This window comes from Mariniblastus fucicola (genome assembly GCF_008087665.1).
GTDB lineage: Bacteria > Planctomycetota > Planctomycetia > Pirellulales > Pirellulaceae > Mariniblastus > Mariniblastus fucicola.
Genome location: NZ_CP042912.1, coordinates 6,374,537 through 6,395,047, shown reverse-complemented (window position 1 = coordinate 6,395,047; position 20,511 = coordinate 6,374,537). Strand labels below are relative to the sequence as shown.

Below are 20,511 nucleotides of genomic sequence, written 5' to 3'. Positions count from 1 at the left end.
AGCTGACGAACAAGCATATCGAAGAGCAGGTTTCCATCTTGAATTCCTTCATCGAGAATCAGAAGGTAAGCGTGGTTTCAGATGCTGATTCTGTTCGAGTTGGAGGTTACATCAATTCGTTGGTTCAGAACGGAAAATCACATCGGACGATTCAGAAGCACATCGCAGCGATGAGAACATTTTTCAATCATCTGGTTGATACTGGCGTCATCTCCAGCAATCCTACCAAAGGCATCAAAAAGCCCTCACCGACCAAGGATCGCCGTCATGAAAGGCGCATGGCGACCAGGGAAGAATGGTTCTGGTTGGCAACGGCAACCAGCAACGGCAACCAGCAACGGCAAGTATCGCTGGAACATGACGGGACCTGCTCGCAAGTTGCTTTATTGGACCGCCATCGAGACTGGATACCGGTCTGGCGAACTTCGAAAGCTGCGGAAGTCCGACCTGCGGAATATGAACGGAAGAGTCTCCATTTGTGCCGAGGGCGATATCACCAAGAATGGGAAAGCCGCCAAACAGTACCTTTCCAAAGAGCTGGCCACGGAACTCTTCAAACACGTGAACAATCTCAATCCCAATGCTGAGATATTCAAAATGCCCGCATCAGCCAATGTGGCGAGGATGCTGAAGGACGATCTTGAATCGGCCAGGGCCAGCTGGATCAACGAGGAAGGCATCGACGAAGAAAAGCGGAAAGAACGTGTAAAATCTGACTTCCTCAAATACGAAAACGACAGCGGATTGAAACTTGATTTCCACGCACTGCGACATACCTGCGGCGCTTGGCTGATCATTGCTGGAGTGGACGTTAAAACAGTTCAAACAGTCATGCGGCATTCCACACCAACTTTGACACTGAACACTTACGGCCATCTGTTGGACGGGGCGGAAGCATCCGCTGTTGAGGCCCTCAATGCGGGTCCACAGCAAATACACAGCAAACTTGCTGCGATTGAGGAGTATGCTGCTGCGACCGGTTGCGATGAAGCTGAAGAAACAGCAGAGAACACCAAAGAAAAAAGACCCCAGAAAACTGGGGTCTTTGCGAATTCTTGCACCGATTTGCGAGTCAGTGCTGAAGCTCCCCCGGCAGGGCTCGAACCTGCGACAAACGGATTAACAGTCCGTTGCTCTACCAACTGAGCTACAGGGGAATGTAGCGGTTTGGAACACGAATGCTCCAAATAGACGCGACAGTTTAGGTCAAGAATTTCGCTCCGGCAAGGCCGGATTTTTCGCTTTTGGGAACCGGTAAAAACCGTGTTTCCCTCTGCAATCTGGAGCCCGAACGGTCCAAATGGTTCGCCTTCGAACCAAGTTTGTCTTTTCGTCCCTCATCCATCGCGTTCAGGCTTCGCTCGATTCGGCACCGCGGAAGAACCTCTTGGTCAAAATCGAAGCCGGATTCCAATCGCGATCACAGAAGAGCAGTCTGCCATCGCATGAGGTCCCGGGGCGGCTGGCAGGAATCGGTCCTGAGCCAAACTTGAATGCTCGTGTCAATGAACCGCGAACTTTTGTTGGGAGTTGGCAACTGTACTGTTCAGAAATGAATTTTTGGAGGTACGAATTAGAAATGGCAAACCGATCACTCTTTGAAAGCCATCGAGGCAACAAAGCGCCCGTGGCTACGTTCACAAACGAAGCCGGTGGCCGAGCGTACCAGCTTGATGCACAGCACCAGCTGGCTCAGTTCGCGGCAACCGGTTGCCTCAATGGCACTTTCTACGCGACTGCGGAAACGCAGCTGGATCAGATTCTGCATCTAAGTGAAACCGTGGACCCGGAGTTCCTGGCTCAAGTTGCAGTCTACTCGCGAAAATCTGCTTTCATGAAAGACATGCCAGCCCTGTTGCTGGCCGTGCTTTCAACAAAAGACGGACAACGGTTCGAAGCGATCTTTGATTGGGTCATCGACTCGCCGAAGATGCTCCGTACGTTCGTGCAGATCATGCGAAGCGGCGTTGTAGGTCGTAAGAGCCTTGGTAGCTTGCCGAAGCGGATGATTCGAAACTGGATCGACGCCCGCTCTGACCAACAGCTGTTCTTCGGCTCGGTAGGTCAGTCGCCGTCGCTGGCGGACGTAATCAAGATGGTTCACCCAAAGCCGCGTGATGATCGTCGCGCTGCAATGCTGGGTTACCTGATCGGTCGCGAAGTGGATTCGTCAAAGCTGCCTGAAGTCGTCCACTCGTTTGAAAAGTTCAAGCGAACAACGGACTCGAAGCAGCGGATCGTTCCTGACGTCCCGTTCCAGATGTTGACTTCGGTTGACCTGCAGGAGCGAGACTGGAAGCAGATCGCGCGCAACGGCTCGTGGCAGATGACACGCATGAACCTGAACACGTTTCTGCGTCACGGCGTTTTCAAAGACGGTGCGTTGGTCAACATGGTCGCTAACCGTTTGCGGGATCGTTCGCTGATTCAGAAGGCCCGTGTTTTCCCGTACCAGTTGATGGCGGCGTTCATGAACGTGAACGACGAGTTGCCGTCGCAGGTGCGAGATGCGCTGCAGGACGCGATGGAAATTGCGATCGAGAACGTACCAAAGATCAGCGGGCAGGTGTTCGTGTTTCCGGACGTTTCGGGCAGCATGGGATCGAGCGTTTCGGGTTACCGGAAGGGTGCGACATCGAAAGTTCGTTGCGTGGACGTGGCTGCTTTGGTGGCTGCGGCGATGCTACGAGTCAACGACCGTACGGTCGTCATGCCGTTTGAGAACTCTGTTGCCAATTGCAAGTTGAATCCTCGTGATTCTGTGATGACCAACGCCAAGCGTTTGTCAGGCATTTGGGGTGGAGGAACGAATTGCAGCGCGCCGTTGAAGGAGCTGAACCGCAAGAAGGCCAAGAGCGATCTTGTGATTTACGTTTCCGACAACGAGTCGTGGATCGATTCTCGACGCGGCGGTCGTCAGGCTACGGCAACGATGACCCAGTGGGAAGCGTTCAAGGCTCGCAACCCACAGGCAAAAATGATTTGCATCGACATCCAACCGTATGGGACATCTCAAACGATTGAGCGTGATGACATCATTCATGTTGCCGGATTTAGTGATCAGGTGTTTCGCCTGATTTCAAGTGTGGCGTCTGGTGAAGCTTCCAAAGATTTTTGGGTGAACCAGATCAAGCAAACTCGTGTCGAAGTTTAGACAGAGACACATTTGTTATTCCCGCTCTCCGTCGCCGAGTCAAAAGCACTCGCGACGGAGAGCGATTTTTGACTCATTGAAACAGAAGTCGAATGCAGGTTGGACTACATCTTTTTATCCAAAGCCTGATGTCTAACTGACTCCTTGTCGACTTCTTCAATACGGCCAGGCAAATGCCGAAAGGACTACATTGGACAGGGCGCGGTTGCGAAAGCGATCGTTCGAGTTCGAGCCTCGACAGTGGAAACACTGAGCTACGTCTTTTCAGAACTTGTTGCCGGCTTTTTTACAATTCATATTGAACCATGACGCGGCGAATGCTGGGGAAACTACATGGCTCACAACCCCGAGGTGTGGGTTCGAATCCCACTCGCTTTGAAGTGCTTCACCCAAGCAACTTTGGAGCGATTGTTCAACGGTAGAACGCGGTTTACGTTTCTCCAATCCTTGTCGTTGTGTCATTTTTTCAATCGGAGTTCGAACGCAAATATTCAGTCAATCGAAACGTGGCGAATGCTGGGGGAACTACATGATTATTAGTCCCAAGGTCGTGGGTTCGAGTCCCACCAGCCCTACTTGAATGCAGATTCGGTTTGGGGCTGTAGCTCAGTGGATAGAGCAAGGTAAACGTTTCTTCGATTCCTTGTCGCCCCGTTTCGATTGACTGAATTTTTTTGCGTGCTGCAACTGCGATCCCCCGCTCCGCGAACGCTGCAAAGTCCGCCATGGCAATACGAAACAATGTTCGACGATTCGGGGAAGAGCCGAAGTCTGCCGATCAGTGCCTAGCTTTGCACTTTTCCAAACGCATCCCGCAGCATCGCAAGGCTCTTCGGAACCGCCGTCCAGGGATCTTCCTTGCCCTCAAACTCCAGCGAGACATAGCCGCGATAGTTCGCTGCCTGACAGATCTTTGCGATCCGATCGTAGTCCATGTCCAGGTCATAGTAGACGCCGCCGCCAAAATAGGTTTTGGCTTGCATGAACACCGCTTCGGGAGCCAGCATTTCAAGCTGCTCGTATCGCCGCTCGAAAAAGTTTCCGCTGTCCATTGTCACTCGCAGCCATGGCGAATCAATCGCGTTCACGATTCGCAACACGCCTTCCGCGGTTCGGCCCAGCCCCCAATGATTTTCCAGTCCCATCACAACTCCGCATTTTTCTGCGGTCGGAATGCATTGCTCGAACGCGTCGATCACCCACTTGAATCCCTCGTCGTCGGTGCAGTTCGGCAAACGTGGCTCAATGCCCTTGTTGTTCATCAGCTCTTCAAAACTCTTCGACGTTCCCCAGCGTCCCGTGTTCACACGGATCGTCGGAATGCCCAGCTTGTAAGCCGTCTCAATCTGACTGATGGTCAGTGCGATATTTTTGTCGCGGTACTCTTTGTCGGGGCGGACGAATCCCTGGTGAGTCGACATTCCGCACAGGTCCAGACCGTTGACGAAAGCTTGTCGCTTGAGCTTTTGCAGAAAGCCATCCGACGTGTCTTCCATTTGAACCAGCAGCAGTTCCACGCCGTCAAAACCCATTCGTGCCGCGGCATCAATGCACTCTGGCATGGTCAGCTTGGATCCACCCTTGAACGTGAAAAACGAATACGTCGAAACGGCAATTCGGTTCGGCACCAGCGTGGTCGTGGCTTTGTCCTGAACCGGTTTCAGGCCAGCGGTGCAAACACCTGTCTCGCTGCTGGAGGCGATCGCAGTTGAAGTTGCAGCTGCGCCCGCGGCGGCAAGAAATGTACGACGTTTCATTGAGTTGCTCCCAGTTCACGATAAATGTTTGGCTTTTCAGATTGTAGTCGGTCCAGGGATTGCCAAGAACATGTTGATCTTCTCCAATCGCCCTCCCGGCTGAATTCCGGTCGGCGAAACCAACCCTCAACCACCGGAAGATATTTCCGCTGAACGCCATAAGTCGACAATCGAAAACTCAGCCAAATCTGAAACTCGGTTTGGCTGCCGCGGTCGGAGCCCAGGTTTTCTGGGGCATCTTTCCCGCGTATATCAAGCTGTTCCAGGGAGTCATCGCTCCTCTGGATCTGGTTGCTCATCGCGCGCTGTGGTCATTTTTGGTGTTGGCGATCTGGCTGGCAATCGCCTCACGCCTCGCCAGGTCTCGGAATTCGGCCAGCGACGTTCCAGCACAACCTTCGTTGCAGCAGCGACTTTTTGGGCAATCGAAAACGATACGAATTTCGGTTTTCGCTGCGGTCGCGATCGTCGTCAACTGGCTCATGTTCGTTTGGGCGGTTTCCAACGATCACGCGATCGACGCAAGTCTCGGCTACTACATTTGTCCACAGATCGTTGTCCTGCTGGGCGTGGTGTTTTTGAGAGAGAGACTCACGCCGCTGCAATGGATCGCAGTCCTGTTGGCGACAGTCGGCGTTACGATTATGACCTGGTCCGCCAACAGCAATATCTGGATCGGGTTGGTCGTGGCCGTGGCTTTTGCACTGTACTCGTTAATCAAAAAGAAGACACAGCTTTCGGCTGCCGAAGGGCTGACGATGGAAACAGGTTTGATGTTTCTGCCCGTTATCGCCTGGTTCGCGTGGCGGACTTTCTCCGTTGGCGTATCGGTTATTCCGCAGTCCGCGACGTTGAGCATTCTGTTGGCGTGCAGTGGATTCGTGACCATCGCGCCACTGTTTCTTTACGCGATCGCCGTCAAGCATCTTTCGCTGTCGACCGTTGGGCTGCTGCAATTTATTGGCCCAACGATTCAGTTTTTTCTTGGCCTGTTTGCCTTCGGAGAACCGGTTGATTCGACACGATTGTTCGGATTCGTTTTTGTCTGGATCGGAGTCAGCGTCTACTTGTACGCACTGCATCGCCGATCACGACTCGCAATAAAAGCCGTTTGAGCCGCATTTTTGTTGCATTTTTGCCCTCCGCTGCGATTCTTCCAATATTTGTATTCGCATGGCGAACAGAGGGCAAACAAACCGTATGTCCTGGAGGTGTGATGAAAAGTGATCTGTTGAAAGAACCGTCGATCCTGGAAAAGCCATTCAAAGCGATGAGCGGATGGGGCATGTTGCTCGGAATGCTCGGAGTGATCGCTCTCTCTGTTCTGATGTTCATTTTGGGAGTTGGGAACGAGTCTCCATGGCTGATCGTTCCGGCGATTGTGATTTTTCTGTCCGCCTTTCTGGTCCTGTGCGGACTGGTCGCGATTCAGCCAAACAGTGCTCGGGTGTTGCTCCTGTTTGGCGACTACCAGGGCACGCTCAAGGAATCAGGTTTCTACTGGGTCAATCCGTTTTTCAGCAAGAAGAAGATCTCGTTGCGGATTCGCAACTTCGAAACTGGCTCGATCCATACGCCTGAAAAGAAAGACGCGGCCGGAACCGTCGTGTCGCAGAAATCACGCACTGCCGGCCGTCCTTCCAAGGTCAACGACCGAGACGGGAATCCGATCGACATCTCCGCGATTGTCGTTTGGAAAGTTGTCGATACTGCCGAGGCACTCTTCGAAGTCGACGACTATGAAGACTTTGTTCGCGTGCAAAGCGAAGCCGCCCTTCGAGTTCTCGCGACGCGACACCCGTACGACAGCGAGGACCACGAGGTTTCGTTGCGAGGCAGCACGACCGAAGTTTCCGAGCAGCTTGAACACGATATACAGGAGCGACTGCATAGCGCTGGCGTTCAAGTCATCGAAGCTCGCATCAGCCACCTGGCTTACTCGCAGGAGATCGCGGCGGCGATGCTGCAACGTCAACAAGCTTCGGCGGTCGTCGCGGCCCGAACTAAAATCGTCGACGGTGCGGTGGGCATGGTAAAGATGGCTTTGGATCAATTGTCTGGCGAAAAGATTGTGGAACTGGACGACAAAAGCCGCGCCCAAATGGTGTCCAACCTGTTGGTCGTCCTGTGTAGTGATCGACACGCCCAACCGGTGATCAACGCTGGCGAAGGGTAAATCGTTGCCGGGTGATTCTGCCCGGAAGTGTGCGTGAGAGCGTCGAAATCTCGTGAGAACGATCGAAAGGTGCATCAGCAATCGGCTGCTGCACCTGTTCACGCTTCGGGTTATGATTTGCGAAACTCCTGCAATTCAAACAAACATTTCATGGCCAAAAAGAAACCGAAGTTCTACGTTGTCTGGGAAGGAAACACTCCGGGAGTCTATCAATCCTGGTCAGAATGTCAGAAACAAATCGCAGGATTCTCTGGAGCCAAATTCAAATCGTTTCCCTCGTTGGCTGCCGCTGAAAAAGCCTACACCGAATCGGTCGACGACCATTGGGGCAAGTCCGACGGTAGCAAAACAGCCAAAACGAAAACGCCCAAGCGAACGTTGGAAGAGCTGCGAGAGATGGGCGTCGATTTGACTGCGTTGGCTGTCGACGCGGCCTGCAAGGGAAACCCCGGCCCGCTTGAGTATCAGGGCGTCGAAATCGAAAGCAACGTCTGCCTGTTTCATCAGGGACCGTTTCCGGATGGCACGGTCAACATTGGCGAGTTCCTGGCGATCGTGCATGCGTTGGCGCTTTTGAAACATGGAGGCCACACCGACCGAGTCATTTACTCTGATTCGCGGATCGGTATGAGCTGGGTCAAAGGCGGAAAGTGCAAGACGAAACTGACTCAGACCGTTGCGAACAAACAGCTTTTTCAGCTGATCAAACGAGCCGAGAAGTGGCTCAAGGAGAACCCTGTCGAAAATCCGATCCTGAAATGGGAGACGAAGCTTTGGGGAGAAATTCCGGCAGACTTCGGTCGAAAATAGGGCAGGGTTGAAGCAGTAACGAAGTCAAAGCTTGCTCGTCCCGCCGCCCGATCATCGTTTTGGCTTGAATGACTCGAAGAGTTTCCGTACGTCTTCGTCCGAGTACTTGCCGTCTTTGCGAACACTCATCACCAGGACAAACGTCTCCTTTTCCTCTTCATCGTCCGTTGACGCAAAATAGCGAACCACCTGAAACGGACCGTCTTTCGCTGGCTCCGTTGTTCGCAAAACGTCTCGTTCCTGGCCCGCGAAATGCCAGGAAAGCGTCTCGGTCGCTGTGGAATCGTGATCGACATCGATGTCAGGATGAAGCTTGAATGAAACTTTCGGGCGACTGATCTGAACGCCTCCTATCTGGGTTTCGCGAATCGCTTCAACCAGCCGGATGCGTCCCAGAGCATCTTCGGCTGACGAACCATCGCGCCAATCGATGCGGCGGAACTGGTTCTGTAATCGGTTGGCTTCGACGGGTTCAAAGTCTTCCGGCAAATCGATCGATCCAATGGTGGCCAGAATTTCCTCAATCCGCGCCGGATCTTTTGTGTCTTCGATCATCATCATCATCAAGATGATGACGCCGCCGACAATCGTGACAAACCCGGTACCGATGATGCCAAAGATTACACCCAGCGCGACACCGGCAACGGCTGCCTTTCGATCGCTCTTTTGAGCACGGGCAAACCGCATCTGCAGCAGACTTCGAACCCCGTACCAGATCGCCGGAATTCCCGTCAGAAAAAGCAACACGATCGAGCTCAGCCCAAGCCAGAAACTACGCCACGCAAACCGGTTCACCTGCGTCGCGGCTTTGTTGGGAGGAATCGAGACGTTGCCGCAGGCTGCACATCGAATCGGGTTCGAGTTCCCGAAAACTTCGACAAGCAAATACGACTGACAGTTTGGGCAATTCATTATTTCCTCATCAACAAAGTGCCACTGAGAAAGTCGGCGACTCCCCGACTTGGGCTGGCCAGATTGAACAGCGTCACGATTAGCATCGCGATAACGACGGCTGGAAATGCCAGAACGACGATTAGAAATCCAAACGGCGGTGGACCTTCCGGATCGATACTCAATGCAGCAGCCTGTAGCCCAACAAAAGTCGTCGCCATCAGAATCGGGAGCAGCCAACTCAACGCCATTCGCACCGCCAGGCGGATTCGCGACGGCTTGTGTTGCTTGTTGCGGTTGCGGGCTGTAATCCCAAGAAACCAGAATGTGGGGCTTTCGAAAAAGTATCCCGTTACGATCGAGCCGGCCAGCATCATTACGAAAAACAAACCGCAGATTATACCGATGCCCAGATTGAACTGTGTTTTACACAGCGACAACCAGGCTTGACCCAACAGGAACAGGATCGACAACTCGATCGCCAGAGAAACACAAGTCGCACCGATGCGATCAATCCACGACCAACCGGACGGGCGATCGACGAGTTCTTCCAGTTTGTGATCGATCTCCGACATCGAAATGTTGGTCGATTTGCGCCACTTCTGGTTTAGCTCAATCACATGTTCCGGCACCGGGTGGTTCGCAACGATCTTCTCGAAGAAGAGCTCGAAAACTTCGCGAGCGTTCATCGTTGAAGTCTCCTCTCCGGTGGCGATCTCGACGAACTTCAGTTGCCCGCTGCGGTCCAGCCAGACGTTTTCCGGGCCAAAGTGATCCGGCAACGAGTCCTCGTTGGCAGAGTGATCCAGCTCGGATGCCAGTTCGCGGAGCAAAGGCCGAAGCGTCGTCCATTGCACAACTTCGCCGGACTCGAGCAATTGTAGCCACGGCATTCCTTCGATGCTTTCGGCAACAAAGTATCGGCGTTGCGGATCGGATGACGTGTCCACTCGCGACGCGATAATTCGCTGTCGCGTCGGTCGAATCCCGGCACGAGAAAGCGGAGGGTTGGCTTCTGTCGTTTCGTAAATCCAGACTTTACGGTCCAGCTGGGGATCTTCTCCGATCAGGATCCGTTCGCCAGTCCTCGCGTTTATCCCCAGCTGCCCAAGAATTCGAAACGGCTCGATCACGTCGGCTGGAAACGAAGTCGGATCGACTTCCAGCGGCGCGGTAACAGGTTGATTGGAAGTTTGAGCGGTCTCAAGCGAGTTGGAGATCCGTACCACGCGTGTCCCGGTGACGAGGTCGTGGATTCCGCGATAGCCGTTGCTGATTCTGCCCGTCAGCATGAACAGCAGCGATGGGATCCAGGCCAGAAACGAGAACAGTTCAACCAGCCCGATCTTGACCACATCCTGAGCGGACATCGTCTGGCCTCCTTCGGGTGACTCGAGGAAGAACACAGGCAAGAAAGCCATCATCGCGCGAGAGCCTGGGATGAAGAGAGGGCGGACGAGAGCTTGCCATAGCTTTGGCGTATCGTTCTGATCGTTGATGACTCGCATGCGAAACAGCCACTTTCCGATCGTCGTGCCAAGAACATATTCCTGAACTGCGAACCAACCGACGACGGCAATGAAGTTTACGACCGCTGTGATCAGGTTGGCTTCGAATGCTCCAAGGATCATAGCCAGCGGTGATATCGTCAGCGACAGAACAATCCCGACGAACCCAAAGATAAACATGTCGATGAAAAACGCCGCCATGCGTAATCCATTGTCCGGAGCGACCGCGCCGAGCGACGAAAACGGCAACAGGGCCGCTCGAATTTCCTGCACGCTGCCGGGGCGACGCTCAGGATCTTTCTCCAGCATCGACGCCAGCAGCGAAGCAAGTTTCTCCGGAACGTGCGGCGCAATCGTTTTTACATTTGGTGCCGGTACTGCGGCGATACCGGAAATGACTTGCGCCGCGTCGCCGACGAATGGAGCACGGCCTGTCAAAAGGTAGAACAGCGTCCCACCAACTGCATAAATGTCCGTTCGTGCATCCACATGACCCGCGCGAAGCTGTTCCGGTGCCGCGAATTGCGGTGTGCCAACAAAGGCGCCTGTTTGCGTCAGCGCAACGTCGCCGAAAAAGTTCTTGGCCAACCCAAAGTCACCGACTTTCGCCCCGCCGTCGTCATCCAGAAAACAGTTCGAAGGTTTGAAGTCGCGATGCACGATCCCGGCCTCATGAGCAACCGCCAGGCCGTCGATTGCCTGAATCATAAAATCCACCGCTCGAGAAACCTCCAGCGGGCCTTCCTCCTCAACGATGTCTTTGAGTGTTCCACCGTTCATTAACTCCATCGCGATGAAGAACTGATCACCATACTGACCGGAACGATAGACGAACGTGCTGCCCGGATGGTTGATCGATGCCGCAACCTGACTCTCGCGTCGGAAGCGTTCGACGCCCTCTTCGGTGGTGCGAACCTGCTTTGAAAGGATCTTGAGCGCGACCGGGCAATCGCTGTCGGTATCGTGAGCTTCGTAGACGGTGCCCATGCCGCCGGCGCCAAGCTGACATCCAAGCTTGAAAGGTCCGATTCGCGATCCAGGTTTCAGCTTGCCCGCAAATTCGGCAGGTCGAATCACGAATGAGGAGTCGTGGGTGTTTTCCAGCGACAGGTTCTGAGAGCTTTGATTGGGAGAGCCGATCGTCTGGTCTGGCGTGCCGCCGCTGGTCACTCCAGAAGTACCAACGCCATCAGTGACCGAATCGAATTGAGAACCGCAATGACTGCAGAATTTTGGCATCGCGCCTACAGTCGATGTCGAGTTGCCACATTGGGCACACGTGATGGATCTTTGATTTGGCATTGCTTGACGGGAAACTCATGAAACTGCCAACAAGCGGGTTGGCGACCTGATAATTCTAATCTACTGTCGTGTTCGTCGAATCGCCCGATTCCTCGTTTGCAAAATCAGGATATCCGTTTTTTACTGCTAAGTTTCAAAATTGACGAATGCGCAGTCGAAAACTGATAAATCGACACCCTAACCAGTCCCGGATTTCGAGAGACCCAGATCGTGACCGAACGCTCCAAATACCAGCAGAACATCATCAAGAACTACTACGAGAATCGTGAGAACATCGCGCTTCAACGCGTTCAGGAACTGGTGACGGAACTTTTCCTGTCCGAAGGCAAAAAGCGAACGACCCAGTGGGAACGTCTGGAAAAGCACTTGCTGAAGTTGGAAGTCAAGCAGGAGACGATCGATGCGTTGCGTGAAAAAGATGATCCGCAACTGGTCGCCAAACTGGCTGAACGACTCGGTAAGGAAATGGAGTAGAGCATCACGTTGGCGAGAATGTGAACTCCACCGCGGCCAGCACGGCCGCCGCCAGCAATGTTAGATAGGCAGTTTTTCCATTCACAAGTGATGGGTCAGAAAGGAATTCCCGGATCGAGCCCAGCTGATGCCAGATGCTGATCCCGGCAATCGCCGTGATGGCGCCGAACGCGACCAGAGTCCAGTTGGGTGAACCGTGCTGAAGCATGGTTTGGCAATCGCCAATTCGCTCGAACGAGCCGATCGCAATGTATGCGCCGTTGGCCAACAGACAGAATCCGGCGAAGAACATCGCGATCTTATTGGCCACGTGCAACTGCCGCGGAACCAGTCGCCAGCCGATCACGGGAATCGCGCACCCAAGGACCGGGCCGAGCCAAACGACCCAGAGCGGATTTGGATTTGGGGAAACATCTGTCCGCGAAATCGTGAGCGGATGGAGCACGACGCGCTCTACGCTTCCGCCGCTGGTGAGCGCACCGATGACATGTCCGAACTCGTGGATCGCCATCATCCCAAGCCAGCTCAACGCGAGCAGGGATATGATGAATGCGATCTGGTGTAAACGCTGCATCGAGGTATTCCACAAAACGAAATACTCAGAATAGCAGATTCGGAAGAGGGAGATTGACGACCTGAGATGGCGATATGCAACTGGTGCGCGGGATCAAACGCCGACTTGAGGAACATCACAAGCCATCGTTTTATCGTCTTGAGTTGGCTAAAATAGACGAGGGTTCAGATCGGACTCGATGATAATCGTTTGAACGCCTGAAAGAGGAATCAATGCCTGATTCGAAAGACATTCTCAGCTATGTATGCGGCAACTGTGCTGCCGTGAATCGCGTGCCGATCGGACGTGTCGCCGATGGCCCCAAATGCGGCAAGTGCAAACAGATTCTGATCCCGGACCATCCGGTCGAGCTGACCGATGCGAACTTTCAAAAGTTCGTTTCGCGGACGACGGTGCCTGTCGTGGTTGATTTTTGGGCCCAATGGTGCGGCCCCTGTCGAATGATGGCTCCGCAGTTCGCCGATGCGGCCAAACAGCTTTCGCCACACACCGTACTAGCTAAACTTGATACCGAAGCCGCTTCCGCGACCGCTGGCGGTTTCAACATCACCGGTATTCCGTGCATGATCGCATTTCGGGACGGCAAGGAAATCGCGCGGCAATCGGGTGCCTTGAACGTGGATCAAATCCTGCAATGGGTGCGTGGGCTTTGATCGTGAGCATGCAATGCCGTGGGTGGTTTGAACAACCCGGGTAGCTTCCCGCCAGATCGCAGTTGCGAATACGCGACGTGAAATGTATCAGCCGAATTCGGCCCGCAACGCTATCGAACAGACGCGAACGATTGCGTAGCGGAACCCATCGTTGCCGGAGCAGCAATCGACCGGTTTGAACGCGGTGCTGCTGGCTCTTCGAACTCGTTGACAACGGATTCCAGTTCTCCGCGAAGAATTCGAATCGATTCCGGTGCCTTGATTCCCAGGCGAACCGTCTTTCCTTTGATGCGGGTGACTTCGATCGTGATGCCGAGTTCAGGAATGACGATTGATTCGTCGACGTGGCGAGAAAGAACTAACATAGAACTACTTCCTTGTATCTTGTTGATGATTCTTGTTGACGAGCGAAACACTCGTAAAACTCAATTCGCTCTAAAGCAACTCGCAAGCCAAACTTGAGCCAATCCGGCAAAATTTCCTGAAAGCTCGCGTCTACTCGAAGAAATAAATGAAAACACCCATCGTTGTTGATGAAAAGGACTGGGGTGCTAGCAAAACAGAACCGTTCCACGACGAAGTGATGGTCGTGGAACGGTCATTAGAGTGCGCGTCGTGGTCAAAGCATGACCAGTTTTGCGACGCTATTAGTCGCTAGCTCTGGCCACCGATTCAGAAACTTGGGCTGTCGGGAGTCGGCGGTTTTGGCTTCGGGTTCATCGGCGGCGGATCGTGAGGTTGCGGCCGGCTGCCCGGAAGATCGCCCGGTTTCGAAGGCGCGGGTGTCGGAGAAGGTGAAGGCAATCCGGGTGATTTGTCGTCGTCGTCTTTATTAGTCATTGTGCTCTCGAGTTAAAAGTAAATGGATCGAATGGCAACGGGGCAGGGTGGTTCCAAGCCCCAACGCTGGCTCAGCTTTCGATATTGTCGCGAGCCAGTTCCGCTTGCTCGGCCATACACTGAGTCGGACTGGCAATTGAGCCGTGATTTTCTGATTGCTTGTAGGCGGTGTTCCAGCCGTCAATTAGCTGATCGCCTTCACGAACTTTTGATTCATAATCCTCCTCATTCGCGGGTGCTTGATTGCCCATGAATTGTTCTAGCGCGGATTTGATTGCGTCGCCAAGCGATGATTTTTCCGAAAGCTTTCGCGCAGTTTCGGAAATCTGCATGCAGTATTCTTTCCAGCGTTGGTCGATGGGGTTGTCCATGGTTTCTTCCTGTTTGAGAGTTTAGTACACGTGATGTCGATGCTCATTCACCGACGAGGACTTCTTCGCCCTCTCCGGGAAGCCACGACTGTTTCGCCTGTTGCTTGAGATCTTCCATGTCTGATTTCATATGGCCTTCTGCCTCGCTTCCAGCTTCTTCGTTTGCCTGATTGCGAATTGCAGCAGACTTTCGATCCATCTCATGCTCGATTGATCCCGGCTGAGGCGAGGATTGCTGTCCATTGGATTCCGTATTCTCGCTGTGAGGCGGTTGCTGCATCACAACAGGAACGCCGTTCGGGAAGATGACTTCACGAGCTTCGTCCGGCAATGAAATGCCGTCCTGCAGCAGCGCCTGTTTCGCAATTCGCATGCACGACGATCGAACGCTCAGCCAATTATTCTTTGCTCCATCGATCCAAAAGAAGGAACGAAGGTTCACGGTAGACGCTCCCAAACTTTCGATCAAAACTCGCGGAGTTGGATCCATCAAGGTTGCAGAGTGTTGTTTCAAAACGCCAAGCACAATTTCCTGAGCCTTGCTTGCCGGGTCGTCGTATCCGATACCGACATCGAAATGAATTCGCCGCAGTGGATTGGCCGTGTAGTTTTCAATCGTTGCTTTGTAGACTTTCGAATTGGGAATCTGAACGTGGTTTCCTTCGAACGTTAGCAACGTCGTGCCTCGCGTGGTGACTCGTTGCACGACGCCCTCAAAATCTTCGATGTGCACGGCATCGCCAATTCGAAACGGTTTTTGCACGCTGATCAGAACGCTCGCAAGGAAGTTTTCCGCGATGTCCTGAAACGCGATACCGATAATCAAACCGATCAGGCCCGTACCACCAAGAACCGTCAACGCTAACTGGGTCAGTCCTGAGACACGTAGTACGAGGTAAATGCCAAAGATCAAGATCGGCAACATCATCGCTCGCGTGGCGACCCATCTCAAAAGCGAATTGGGGATCCGTTTTCCCAGAGCCCGATTACCAACGTAGCTCGCCAGTTTCGCCAGCATCCACGTCAACGCGAGGATTACAACACCAAACACGACCAGCGGGATCGCCTGAATGGCACCGTTGCGAAAGTCGCGTAGCTCCGCGAACGCACTGCTGAAATCCCAAACGGATTTTTGCTCGACCGTCATCCGGTTTACAACCGCTGCAACGTCCTGCGTATTGGTAGCAAGGTCCGTCGCCCAGTCCTTGAATTCGTCCTGTTTGGCGATGCCTGACAGGAAGACAACTCCGTTCTCAACGCTCGCGTTCGCGTCGTCAAAACGCTTCGTTGCAGCAAGGATTTCGTTCAGGCGAGCCTGAATCTCCTCGTCCCGGGCCGCGGGGTTGACCTCGACTTTTTGCGGAGCTTCAGGAGCTTCGTCGGCAACTTCCTCCGTGTTCGATTCGTTGTCTGTGTCGGGAGTTTCCTGTTGCCCAAACGAATGCTGGAACGCAAACATGGTAAGCAAAATGAAAACCGGCAGGCTGGATCTGTAAAATAGCTTCATCGTCGCTGGCTCCTTTTATTGTTCGAATCTGTCACTGACAATCACTCGCCAAACCAGAATGGATCCGGCGAGTCCGGCGAGGGTCAAAAACAATAAAGCGATTGCTGGGTAGCCCCCGATTTTCCAGCCGACATCGATCCGCATCATCAATGCCGCAGCAACAATCATTGCGGAAATGATCAGACCCGTTGAAATTCGGTTGGCGACTTTGTTCAGGCCGCTGATAAACTTGCCTTCGTCAAAGGCGTTGACCTTTACTTCAATCCCGTTGTTGGCGACCAACTCGGCCAGCTTGTTCGCCCGCGCGGGAAGCTTTTGTGCGAACTCGGTTGATTCCAACAACGCTTGATACAGCGTTGCCAAGCTCAGCTCCTTGCCGGAGTGCTGTCGCATGATGTCCATCGCATGTGTCCGAATGGCTTCATTCGGATCGAATTTTGGATCGAGCGAAGAGACGACCCTTTCAAGGTGCATCAACGCTCGGCCCAACATGATGACTTCTTGTGGCAGAAACAGATCGTGCTGACCGGCAACGGTCTGAATTTCCATCAAAGCAGTTCCTGAATCCATTTTGTCGACGCTACGGTTCACGTTGGCGGCAACGATTTTCTCAATCTCTGACTGGAACTTTCTCGAATCAAAGTTGTCTCCGGGGACACCGCTCGCCTCAGCAATCTCCGCTGCGACAGAACCTTTTCCATCGCTGATCGCCATAAGTAGCTTGATCAAATCTGACTGAAGTCGCGGTGTGAACTTCACGACCAAACCGTGATCCATCAAAACGATCCCGTCGTCACGCGTCAGCCCGACGTTGCCGGGGTGAGGGTCCGCATGGAACGCTCCGTGGACAAGAACCTGAAAGAGAAACGACTTGAACAGATCGTTGGCCAATTCGCACGACCGGGACTCGTCAATTCGGTCCGACGTCAAATCTGTGATCTTCTCGCATTGCACGAACTCCATCGTGATGACGCGTTTCGTCGAAAGTTCGCCAACCGGTTTGGGAATTGTGATACTTTTGAATCCGGCCAGATTGGTCGCGATATCGCGGGCATTGGCAACTTCGTGCTCATAGTCGATTTCCATCGCTAGCGATTGTTTGAGCGATTCGACAAGATGCTTTAGCTGATAGCGGCGGCCGAATTCAAAATTTTCGCAAACCGACGCAAGCTCTTCCATCGCCTCGATGTCGCGAGCCAACTGCCCTGCGATTCCAGGACGTTGAACTTTGATGACTACCTTGCGACCGTCATGCATCGTGGCGCAATGAACTTGCCCGAGCGACGCCGTCGCCAATGGCTCGATTTCGAAGCTGTCAAACAAATACTCCGGTTGCTGACCCAGCTCTTCTTCGATGACGCGGAAAATCTCACTTGCTTCGATCGGCTCCGCGTCGTCCTGAAGTTTAGTCAGGGCCTCGATGTACGCTCCGGGAAGAAAATCCGGACGGGTCGAAAGCAGCTGGCCAAGCTTGATGAAAGCCGGACCCATCGCTTCAAGATCGGCGACCAGATCATGAGGGCCGACGCCTTTCGAGGCCGCTTTCTCGACCGCGCTCCGGTCGTCGCCGGTGTCTCGTTCGTCCGTCCGGTGCCAGTCGTGAGAGGCTGCACCGCTACGGCGATCGTGTGTTGTGTCGGCAAATGACTCGACCAAGCCTGACTTTTGAATCAAATCGCTGGTTCCGTATTTGTACAACAGCCCAATCATCTGACGATGCCGGTTAAGGTGTTGAAATGGATTGCTTATCATGGGAAGTCGCTTTCTATTGATTGGTTGCATTCCATTAAGGCATTTGTTGTGCCAACGGTTTGAGGCTCCGACCGCCATCCGCGGAAAGCAGGGAAACTCTGCCGAATTCCGATTTCTATGGTCGCGTTCAAGCCAGTCTGGCGGTGTTGCGGCCAGCAAACGTTGGATTTTTCGACAGTGAGTGATTTGTGATCAACTGGCACTGCCTTTGCGTTAGCGAAATCGACGACTCGCTCTTTGTGGATTTGAAAAGATGAACTGGTTCATTCGTATCACTGGATTTTTGCTGCTTCTGATTACGCTGCTTCCGCTGCTGTCCACCGGGAAGTGGTACGTGCGCTGGTGGGATTTTCCGCGGCTACAGATCGCGGTGCTGATGGCTGTTCCGCTGATCACGATCGCTGCCGTCATGTGGACGTCCGGACTCCGTACAGAGCATCTAATTTACAGTGGTGTCCTGATCGCAGCGATCGCTTGGCAACTGTCGCACACGGCTCCTTTCGGCCCACTGTGGCCCACTGAAGTTGCCGATTCGCAGCCAAACGCCGATACCTTCAAGGTGATGGTTTCAAATCTGGATTACGAGAATCCAAGCCCGCAAAACGTAAGTGCTGAACTGGCAGAAGAGAACGCTGACATCCTTTTGCTGGTCGAATACGACGAAGGCTGGAAGCAGCGGTTGGAGGCTTTGGGCACGGACTATCCCTACACGCACGAGGAAGTTCGAGGTGAAGGGCTGGGCTTGGCGTTCTGGAGCAAGATTCCAATCAAGTCGGCACAAACTCGACACCTCGTTTCTGATCGTCGAGCAAGCTTGTGGATTGAACTGGAATTTGAGTCCGGCGAACAGGTTAACTTTATCGGAATTCATCCGACGCCTCCGGGCCTGCTCGACTCCACCGGTGAAACTCGCAGAGACAGCAGGGTTCGCGACGCGGAACTGATTCTGATAGCGAGGGAAATTGCCCAGCGAAACGACGAGGCCTGGATCCTCGCCGGAGACTTCAATGACGTCGCATGGTCTCACACAACGCGCCTGTTCAAGCGTACCAGTGGCTTGCTGGACCCACGCATCGGCCGAGGGTTGATCAGCACTTACATGGCGAACTATCCTCCGTTTCGCTGTCCCATTGATCACGTTTTCCTTTCAGAAGGATTCACGCTCGGCTCGCTGTCGCGTAAACGCATGAGCGGCTCTGACCATTTTGCGATCCTCACCCAGCTGGCTTTCGAAGACGCCGAGGGCGTGACGCCGCGACCTGAAGGCAACGACGCTTCTGACGCGAAAGAGATTATCAAAGAGGGAATTGATGACGCAGAAGAACGCGATACTCGATAAGTGTTTTGCGAATTCAGCAATGGCCATGTGTTTAGTCTGAGTCGCCCCGTGGAAGGTTTCTGCGACACTGCTTCTCTCCGAAGGCAATAGGAGTCGCAACGATAAATAGTTTGGTATAGGGAAGCACGTTGCCAAAGAGACTTGCGTAAAAACCATGTTATTTGCCACCTCCACTGGCTTCACGAAACAAACGTTCGGATATGTCTGCCGCGAAAGCTTCGGGTAAGTGCGCTAAGTTTTTGGTCGCAGCAATAAGCTGGGAAATAGCGTCATGCGCAACTGCGGCGTAGGCAGTGCCATCGACGGGTGAATTCAGCCAAATGCCGACCGGTACGCCAGCGGATTGAACCGCAGCAATATACTGCTGGGCATCGAAGTCGGCAGGGACTCCGTCGTCCGTCACGTTAGACGCTGGGAATGCGAGAAAAGTCCAGTGCGAGGCGCCGCGCTCGGCGAGTGAGTCAAGGTCGACAAGCGAGTCAATGTCAATTGGGCCAGCGTATTTCACGGGAGCACCGATTTCCTGTGGCACACAACAGATGGTTTTAACGACACCGCTTTAATCGAAGCGATGCCCTGAACAAAACGAGCGATGCATGGACTGCCTGGAATTGTACCAAAGACCATGGCACGTTGCCAATGAGCTGGATTTGTCGCTGGCTTGGCGTAAAAACCATGTTACACAGCTCGTCAGCTTCGTGATTCGATGCTGCGATCAACGACGCGGAATAGTTCCGTGGCATTTGCGTCCATGCCGGACTTGATTGAGATGCGGAAAGTTTGTCCAGCCACAGCCGAAGCAAACTCGGGTGACGATGCAGTTAGAGTGTCAAACACTGTTTCGGCGTGATCGGCAATTTCGCGAGCCTCGGTTTCATTGATGTCGGACGATTGTGCCACAACACCGCATGCGATTTCGTTGTCTGGGCGGAAACCAAATGCGACACCGTCGTACATGAGTGTTGCGCCGTTGGAAAATCGCTCCAAGGCGTCGGAGTATGCCTCGCCTTTGGAGTTCAGCATTCGTGAATCGAGGACGACAAAGTCTTCGGGTTTAACGCCAGCGAGAGATGGAAGGACGTACGCACCGAGTGATGCAGCACAAGCGAGGCCGAAGCCAATCCAACCAACAGTCGGTGAAGCGATGTTGAACCAGCTGCCGGCGATGAGCCCAGTGCCGATCCACCACGCAGGCCCGTAGAGTTGGTAGAAAAGTACGTACCAGGATGGCGCTGTCCGGGCGTGTTGTGTTGTCATTGTCGGAGACTGGTACGGATTTGCCATTTACTGGTGGCATGGGGCAAAAGTTTCTACGTCATCGCCCTAATCGAAGCAGGCGAAGTTTGAAATGCCACAGATTGTACCAAGGCCATAGACCGCTGCCAAACCTCGACGGTGTGTCG

At 53.5% G+C, this 20,511-nt stretch carries 17 protein-coding genes, 1 tRNA gene and 1 pseudogene; 8 read left to right on the top strand and 11 right to left on the bottom strand.

Going from position 1 to position 20,511, the window contains the following annotated elements; genetic code table 11:
• Window positions 1-267: 267 nt before the first annotated feature.
• Window positions 268-822, top strand: a pseudogene (locus tag MFFC18_RS25870) (site-specific integrase); the annotation flags it as partial.
• A 262-nt stretch (window positions 823-1,084) separates the two neighbouring features.
• Here the strand turns inward: MFFC18_RS25870 and MFFC18_RS24005 are convergent.
• Window positions 1,085-1,157, bottom strand: a tRNA-Asn gene (locus MFFC18_RS24005).
• 422 nt (window positions 1,158-1,579) lie between these two features.
• Between MFFC18_RS24005 and MFFC18_RS24000 the strand changes: the two genes are divergently transcribed.
• Window positions 1,580-3,154, top strand: coding sequence for a TROVE domain-containing protein (locus MFFC18_RS24000; protein ID WP_075084254.1), 1,575 nt, complete (start codon window positions 1,580-1,582; stop codon window positions 3,152-3,154).
• A gap of 785 nt (window positions 3,155-3,939) precedes the next feature.
• On the opposite strand, the gene MFFC18_RS23995 is transcribed toward MFFC18_RS24000, so the two are convergent.
• Window positions 3,940-4,911: a sugar phosphate isomerase/epimerase family protein gene (locus MFFC18_RS23995; RefSeq protein ID WP_075084233.1), complete on the bottom strand. Its 972-nt coding sequence runs from the start codon at window positions 4,909-4,911 to the stop codon at window positions 3,940-3,942.
• 200 nt (window positions 4,912-5,111) lie between these two features.
• Between MFFC18_RS23995 and rarD the strand changes: the two genes are divergently transcribed.
• The 3 genes from rarD to MFFC18_RS23980 all read left to right on the top strand — a co-directional run bounded on the left by rarD (window position 5,112) and on the right by MFFC18_RS23980 (window position 7,897).
• Window positions 5,112-6,026 (top strand): EamA family transporter RarD, encoded by a 915-nt coding sequence (gene rarD, locus MFFC18_RS23990; protein WP_157665119.1) that lies wholly within the window; start codon window positions 5,112-5,114, stop codon window positions 6,024-6,026.
• 101 nt (window positions 6,027-6,127) lie between these two features.
• The gene (locus MFFC18_RS23985) at window positions 6,128-7,087 is read left to right on the top strand and encodes an SPFH domain-containing protein (RefSeq protein ID WP_202907534.1); all 960 of its coding nucleotides are present in this window, start codon (window positions 6,128-6,130) and stop codon (window positions 7,085-7,087) included.
• 150 nt (window positions 7,088-7,237) lie between these two features.
• On the top strand, window positions 7,238-7,897 hold the full coding sequence (locus MFFC18_RS23980) for a ribonuclease H1 domain-containing protein (RefSeq protein WP_075084252.1): 660 nt from the start codon (window positions 7,238-7,240) through the stop codon (window positions 7,895-7,897).
• A gap of 51 nt (window positions 7,898-7,948) precedes the next feature.
• Here MFFC18_RS23980 and MFFC18_RS23975 read toward each other — a convergent pair whose 3' ends face one another.
• Both MFFC18_RS23975 and MFFC18_RS23970 read right to left on the bottom strand, forming a co-directional pair.
• Window positions 7,949-8,809, bottom strand: a complete 861-nt coding sequence (locus MFFC18_RS23975; RefSeq protein ID WP_075084231.1) for a DUF4190 domain-containing protein — start codon at window positions 8,807-8,809, stop codon at window positions 7,949-7,951.
• Complete coding sequence (locus MFFC18_RS23970; protein ID WP_075084230.1) at window positions 8,809-11,535, bottom strand: protein kinase domain-containing protein; 2,727 nt, start codon at window positions 11,533-11,535, stop codon at window positions 8,809-8,811. The genes MFFC18_RS23975 and MFFC18_RS23970 overlap by 1 nt, the downstream gene beginning before the upstream one ends.
• Window positions 11,536-11,808: 273 nt before the next feature.
• On the opposite strand from MFFC18_RS23970, the gene MFFC18_RS23965 reads away from it, so the two are divergent.
• Window positions 11,809-12,072, top strand: a complete 264-nt coding sequence (locus tag MFFC18_RS23965; RefSeq protein ID WP_075084229.1) for a hypothetical protein — start codon at window positions 11,809-11,811, stop codon at window positions 12,070-12,072.
• Between the two features lie 4 nt (window positions 12,073-12,076).
• Here the strand turns inward: MFFC18_RS23965 and MFFC18_RS23960 are convergent, their stop codons facing one another.
• The gene (locus MFFC18_RS23960) at window positions 12,077-12,646 is read right to left on the bottom strand and encodes a hypothetical protein (RefSeq protein WP_075084228.1); all 570 of its coding nucleotides are present in this window, start codon (window positions 12,644-12,646) and stop codon (window positions 12,077-12,079) included.
• Window positions 12,647-12,858: 212 nt separating this feature from the next.
• On the opposite strand from MFFC18_RS23960, the gene trxA reads away from it, so the two are divergent.
• Entirely contained in the window at window positions 12,859-13,299 is a 441-nt protein-coding gene (gene trxA / locus MFFC18_RS23955; RefSeq protein WP_075084227.1) for a thioredoxin, read from the top strand.
• 110 nt (window positions 13,300-13,409) lie between these two features.
• Here the strand turns inward: trxA and MFFC18_RS23950 are convergent, their stop codons facing one another.
• From MFFC18_RS23950 to MFFC18_RS23935, 5 genes are all read right to left on the bottom strand, one after another.
• Complete coding sequence (locus tag MFFC18_RS23950; protein ID WP_075084226.1) at window positions 13,410-13,664, bottom strand: carbon storage regulator; 255 nt, start codon at window positions 13,662-13,664, stop codon at window positions 13,410-13,412.
• 307 nt (window positions 13,665-13,971) lie between these two features.
• Window positions 13,972-14,139, bottom strand: coding sequence for a hypothetical protein (locus MFFC18_RS25150; RefSeq protein WP_157665118.1), 168 nt, complete (start codon window positions 14,137-14,139; stop codon window positions 13,972-13,974).
• Window positions 14,140-14,210: 71 nt separating this feature from the next.
• On the bottom strand, window positions 14,211-14,510 hold the full coding sequence (locus MFFC18_RS23945; protein ID WP_075084225.1) for a hypothetical protein: 300 nt from the start codon (window positions 14,508-14,510) through the stop codon (window positions 14,211-14,213).
• A 43-nt stretch (window positions 14,511-14,553) separates the two neighbouring features.
• On the bottom strand, window positions 14,554-16,017 hold the full coding sequence (locus MFFC18_RS23940) for a mechanosensitive ion channel family protein (protein ID WP_075084224.1): 1,464 nt from the start codon (window positions 16,015-16,017) through the stop codon (window positions 14,554-14,556).
• 15 nt (window positions 16,018-16,032) lie between these two features.
• The gene (locus MFFC18_RS23935; protein ID WP_157665117.1) at window positions 16,033-17,769 is read right to left on the bottom strand and encodes an ABC1 kinase family protein; all 1,737 of its coding nucleotides are present in this window, start codon (window positions 17,767-17,769) and stop codon (window positions 16,033-16,035) included.
• 253 nt (window positions 17,770-18,022) lie between these two features.
• Between MFFC18_RS23935 and MFFC18_RS23930 the strand changes: the two genes are divergently transcribed.
• The gene (locus MFFC18_RS23930; protein WP_075084222.1) at window positions 18,023-19,108 is read left to right on the top strand and encodes an endonuclease/exonuclease/phosphatase family protein; all 1,086 of its coding nucleotides are present in this window, start codon (window positions 18,023-18,025) and stop codon (window positions 19,106-19,108) included.
• Window positions 19,109-19,798: 690 nt separating this feature from the next.
• Here the strand turns inward: MFFC18_RS23930 and MFFC18_RS23925 are convergent.
• Entirely contained in the window at window positions 19,799-20,365 is a 567-nt protein-coding gene (locus tag MFFC18_RS23925) for a hypothetical protein (RefSeq protein WP_148619098.1), read from the bottom strand.
• Window positions 20,366-20,511 lie beyond the last annotated feature (146 nt).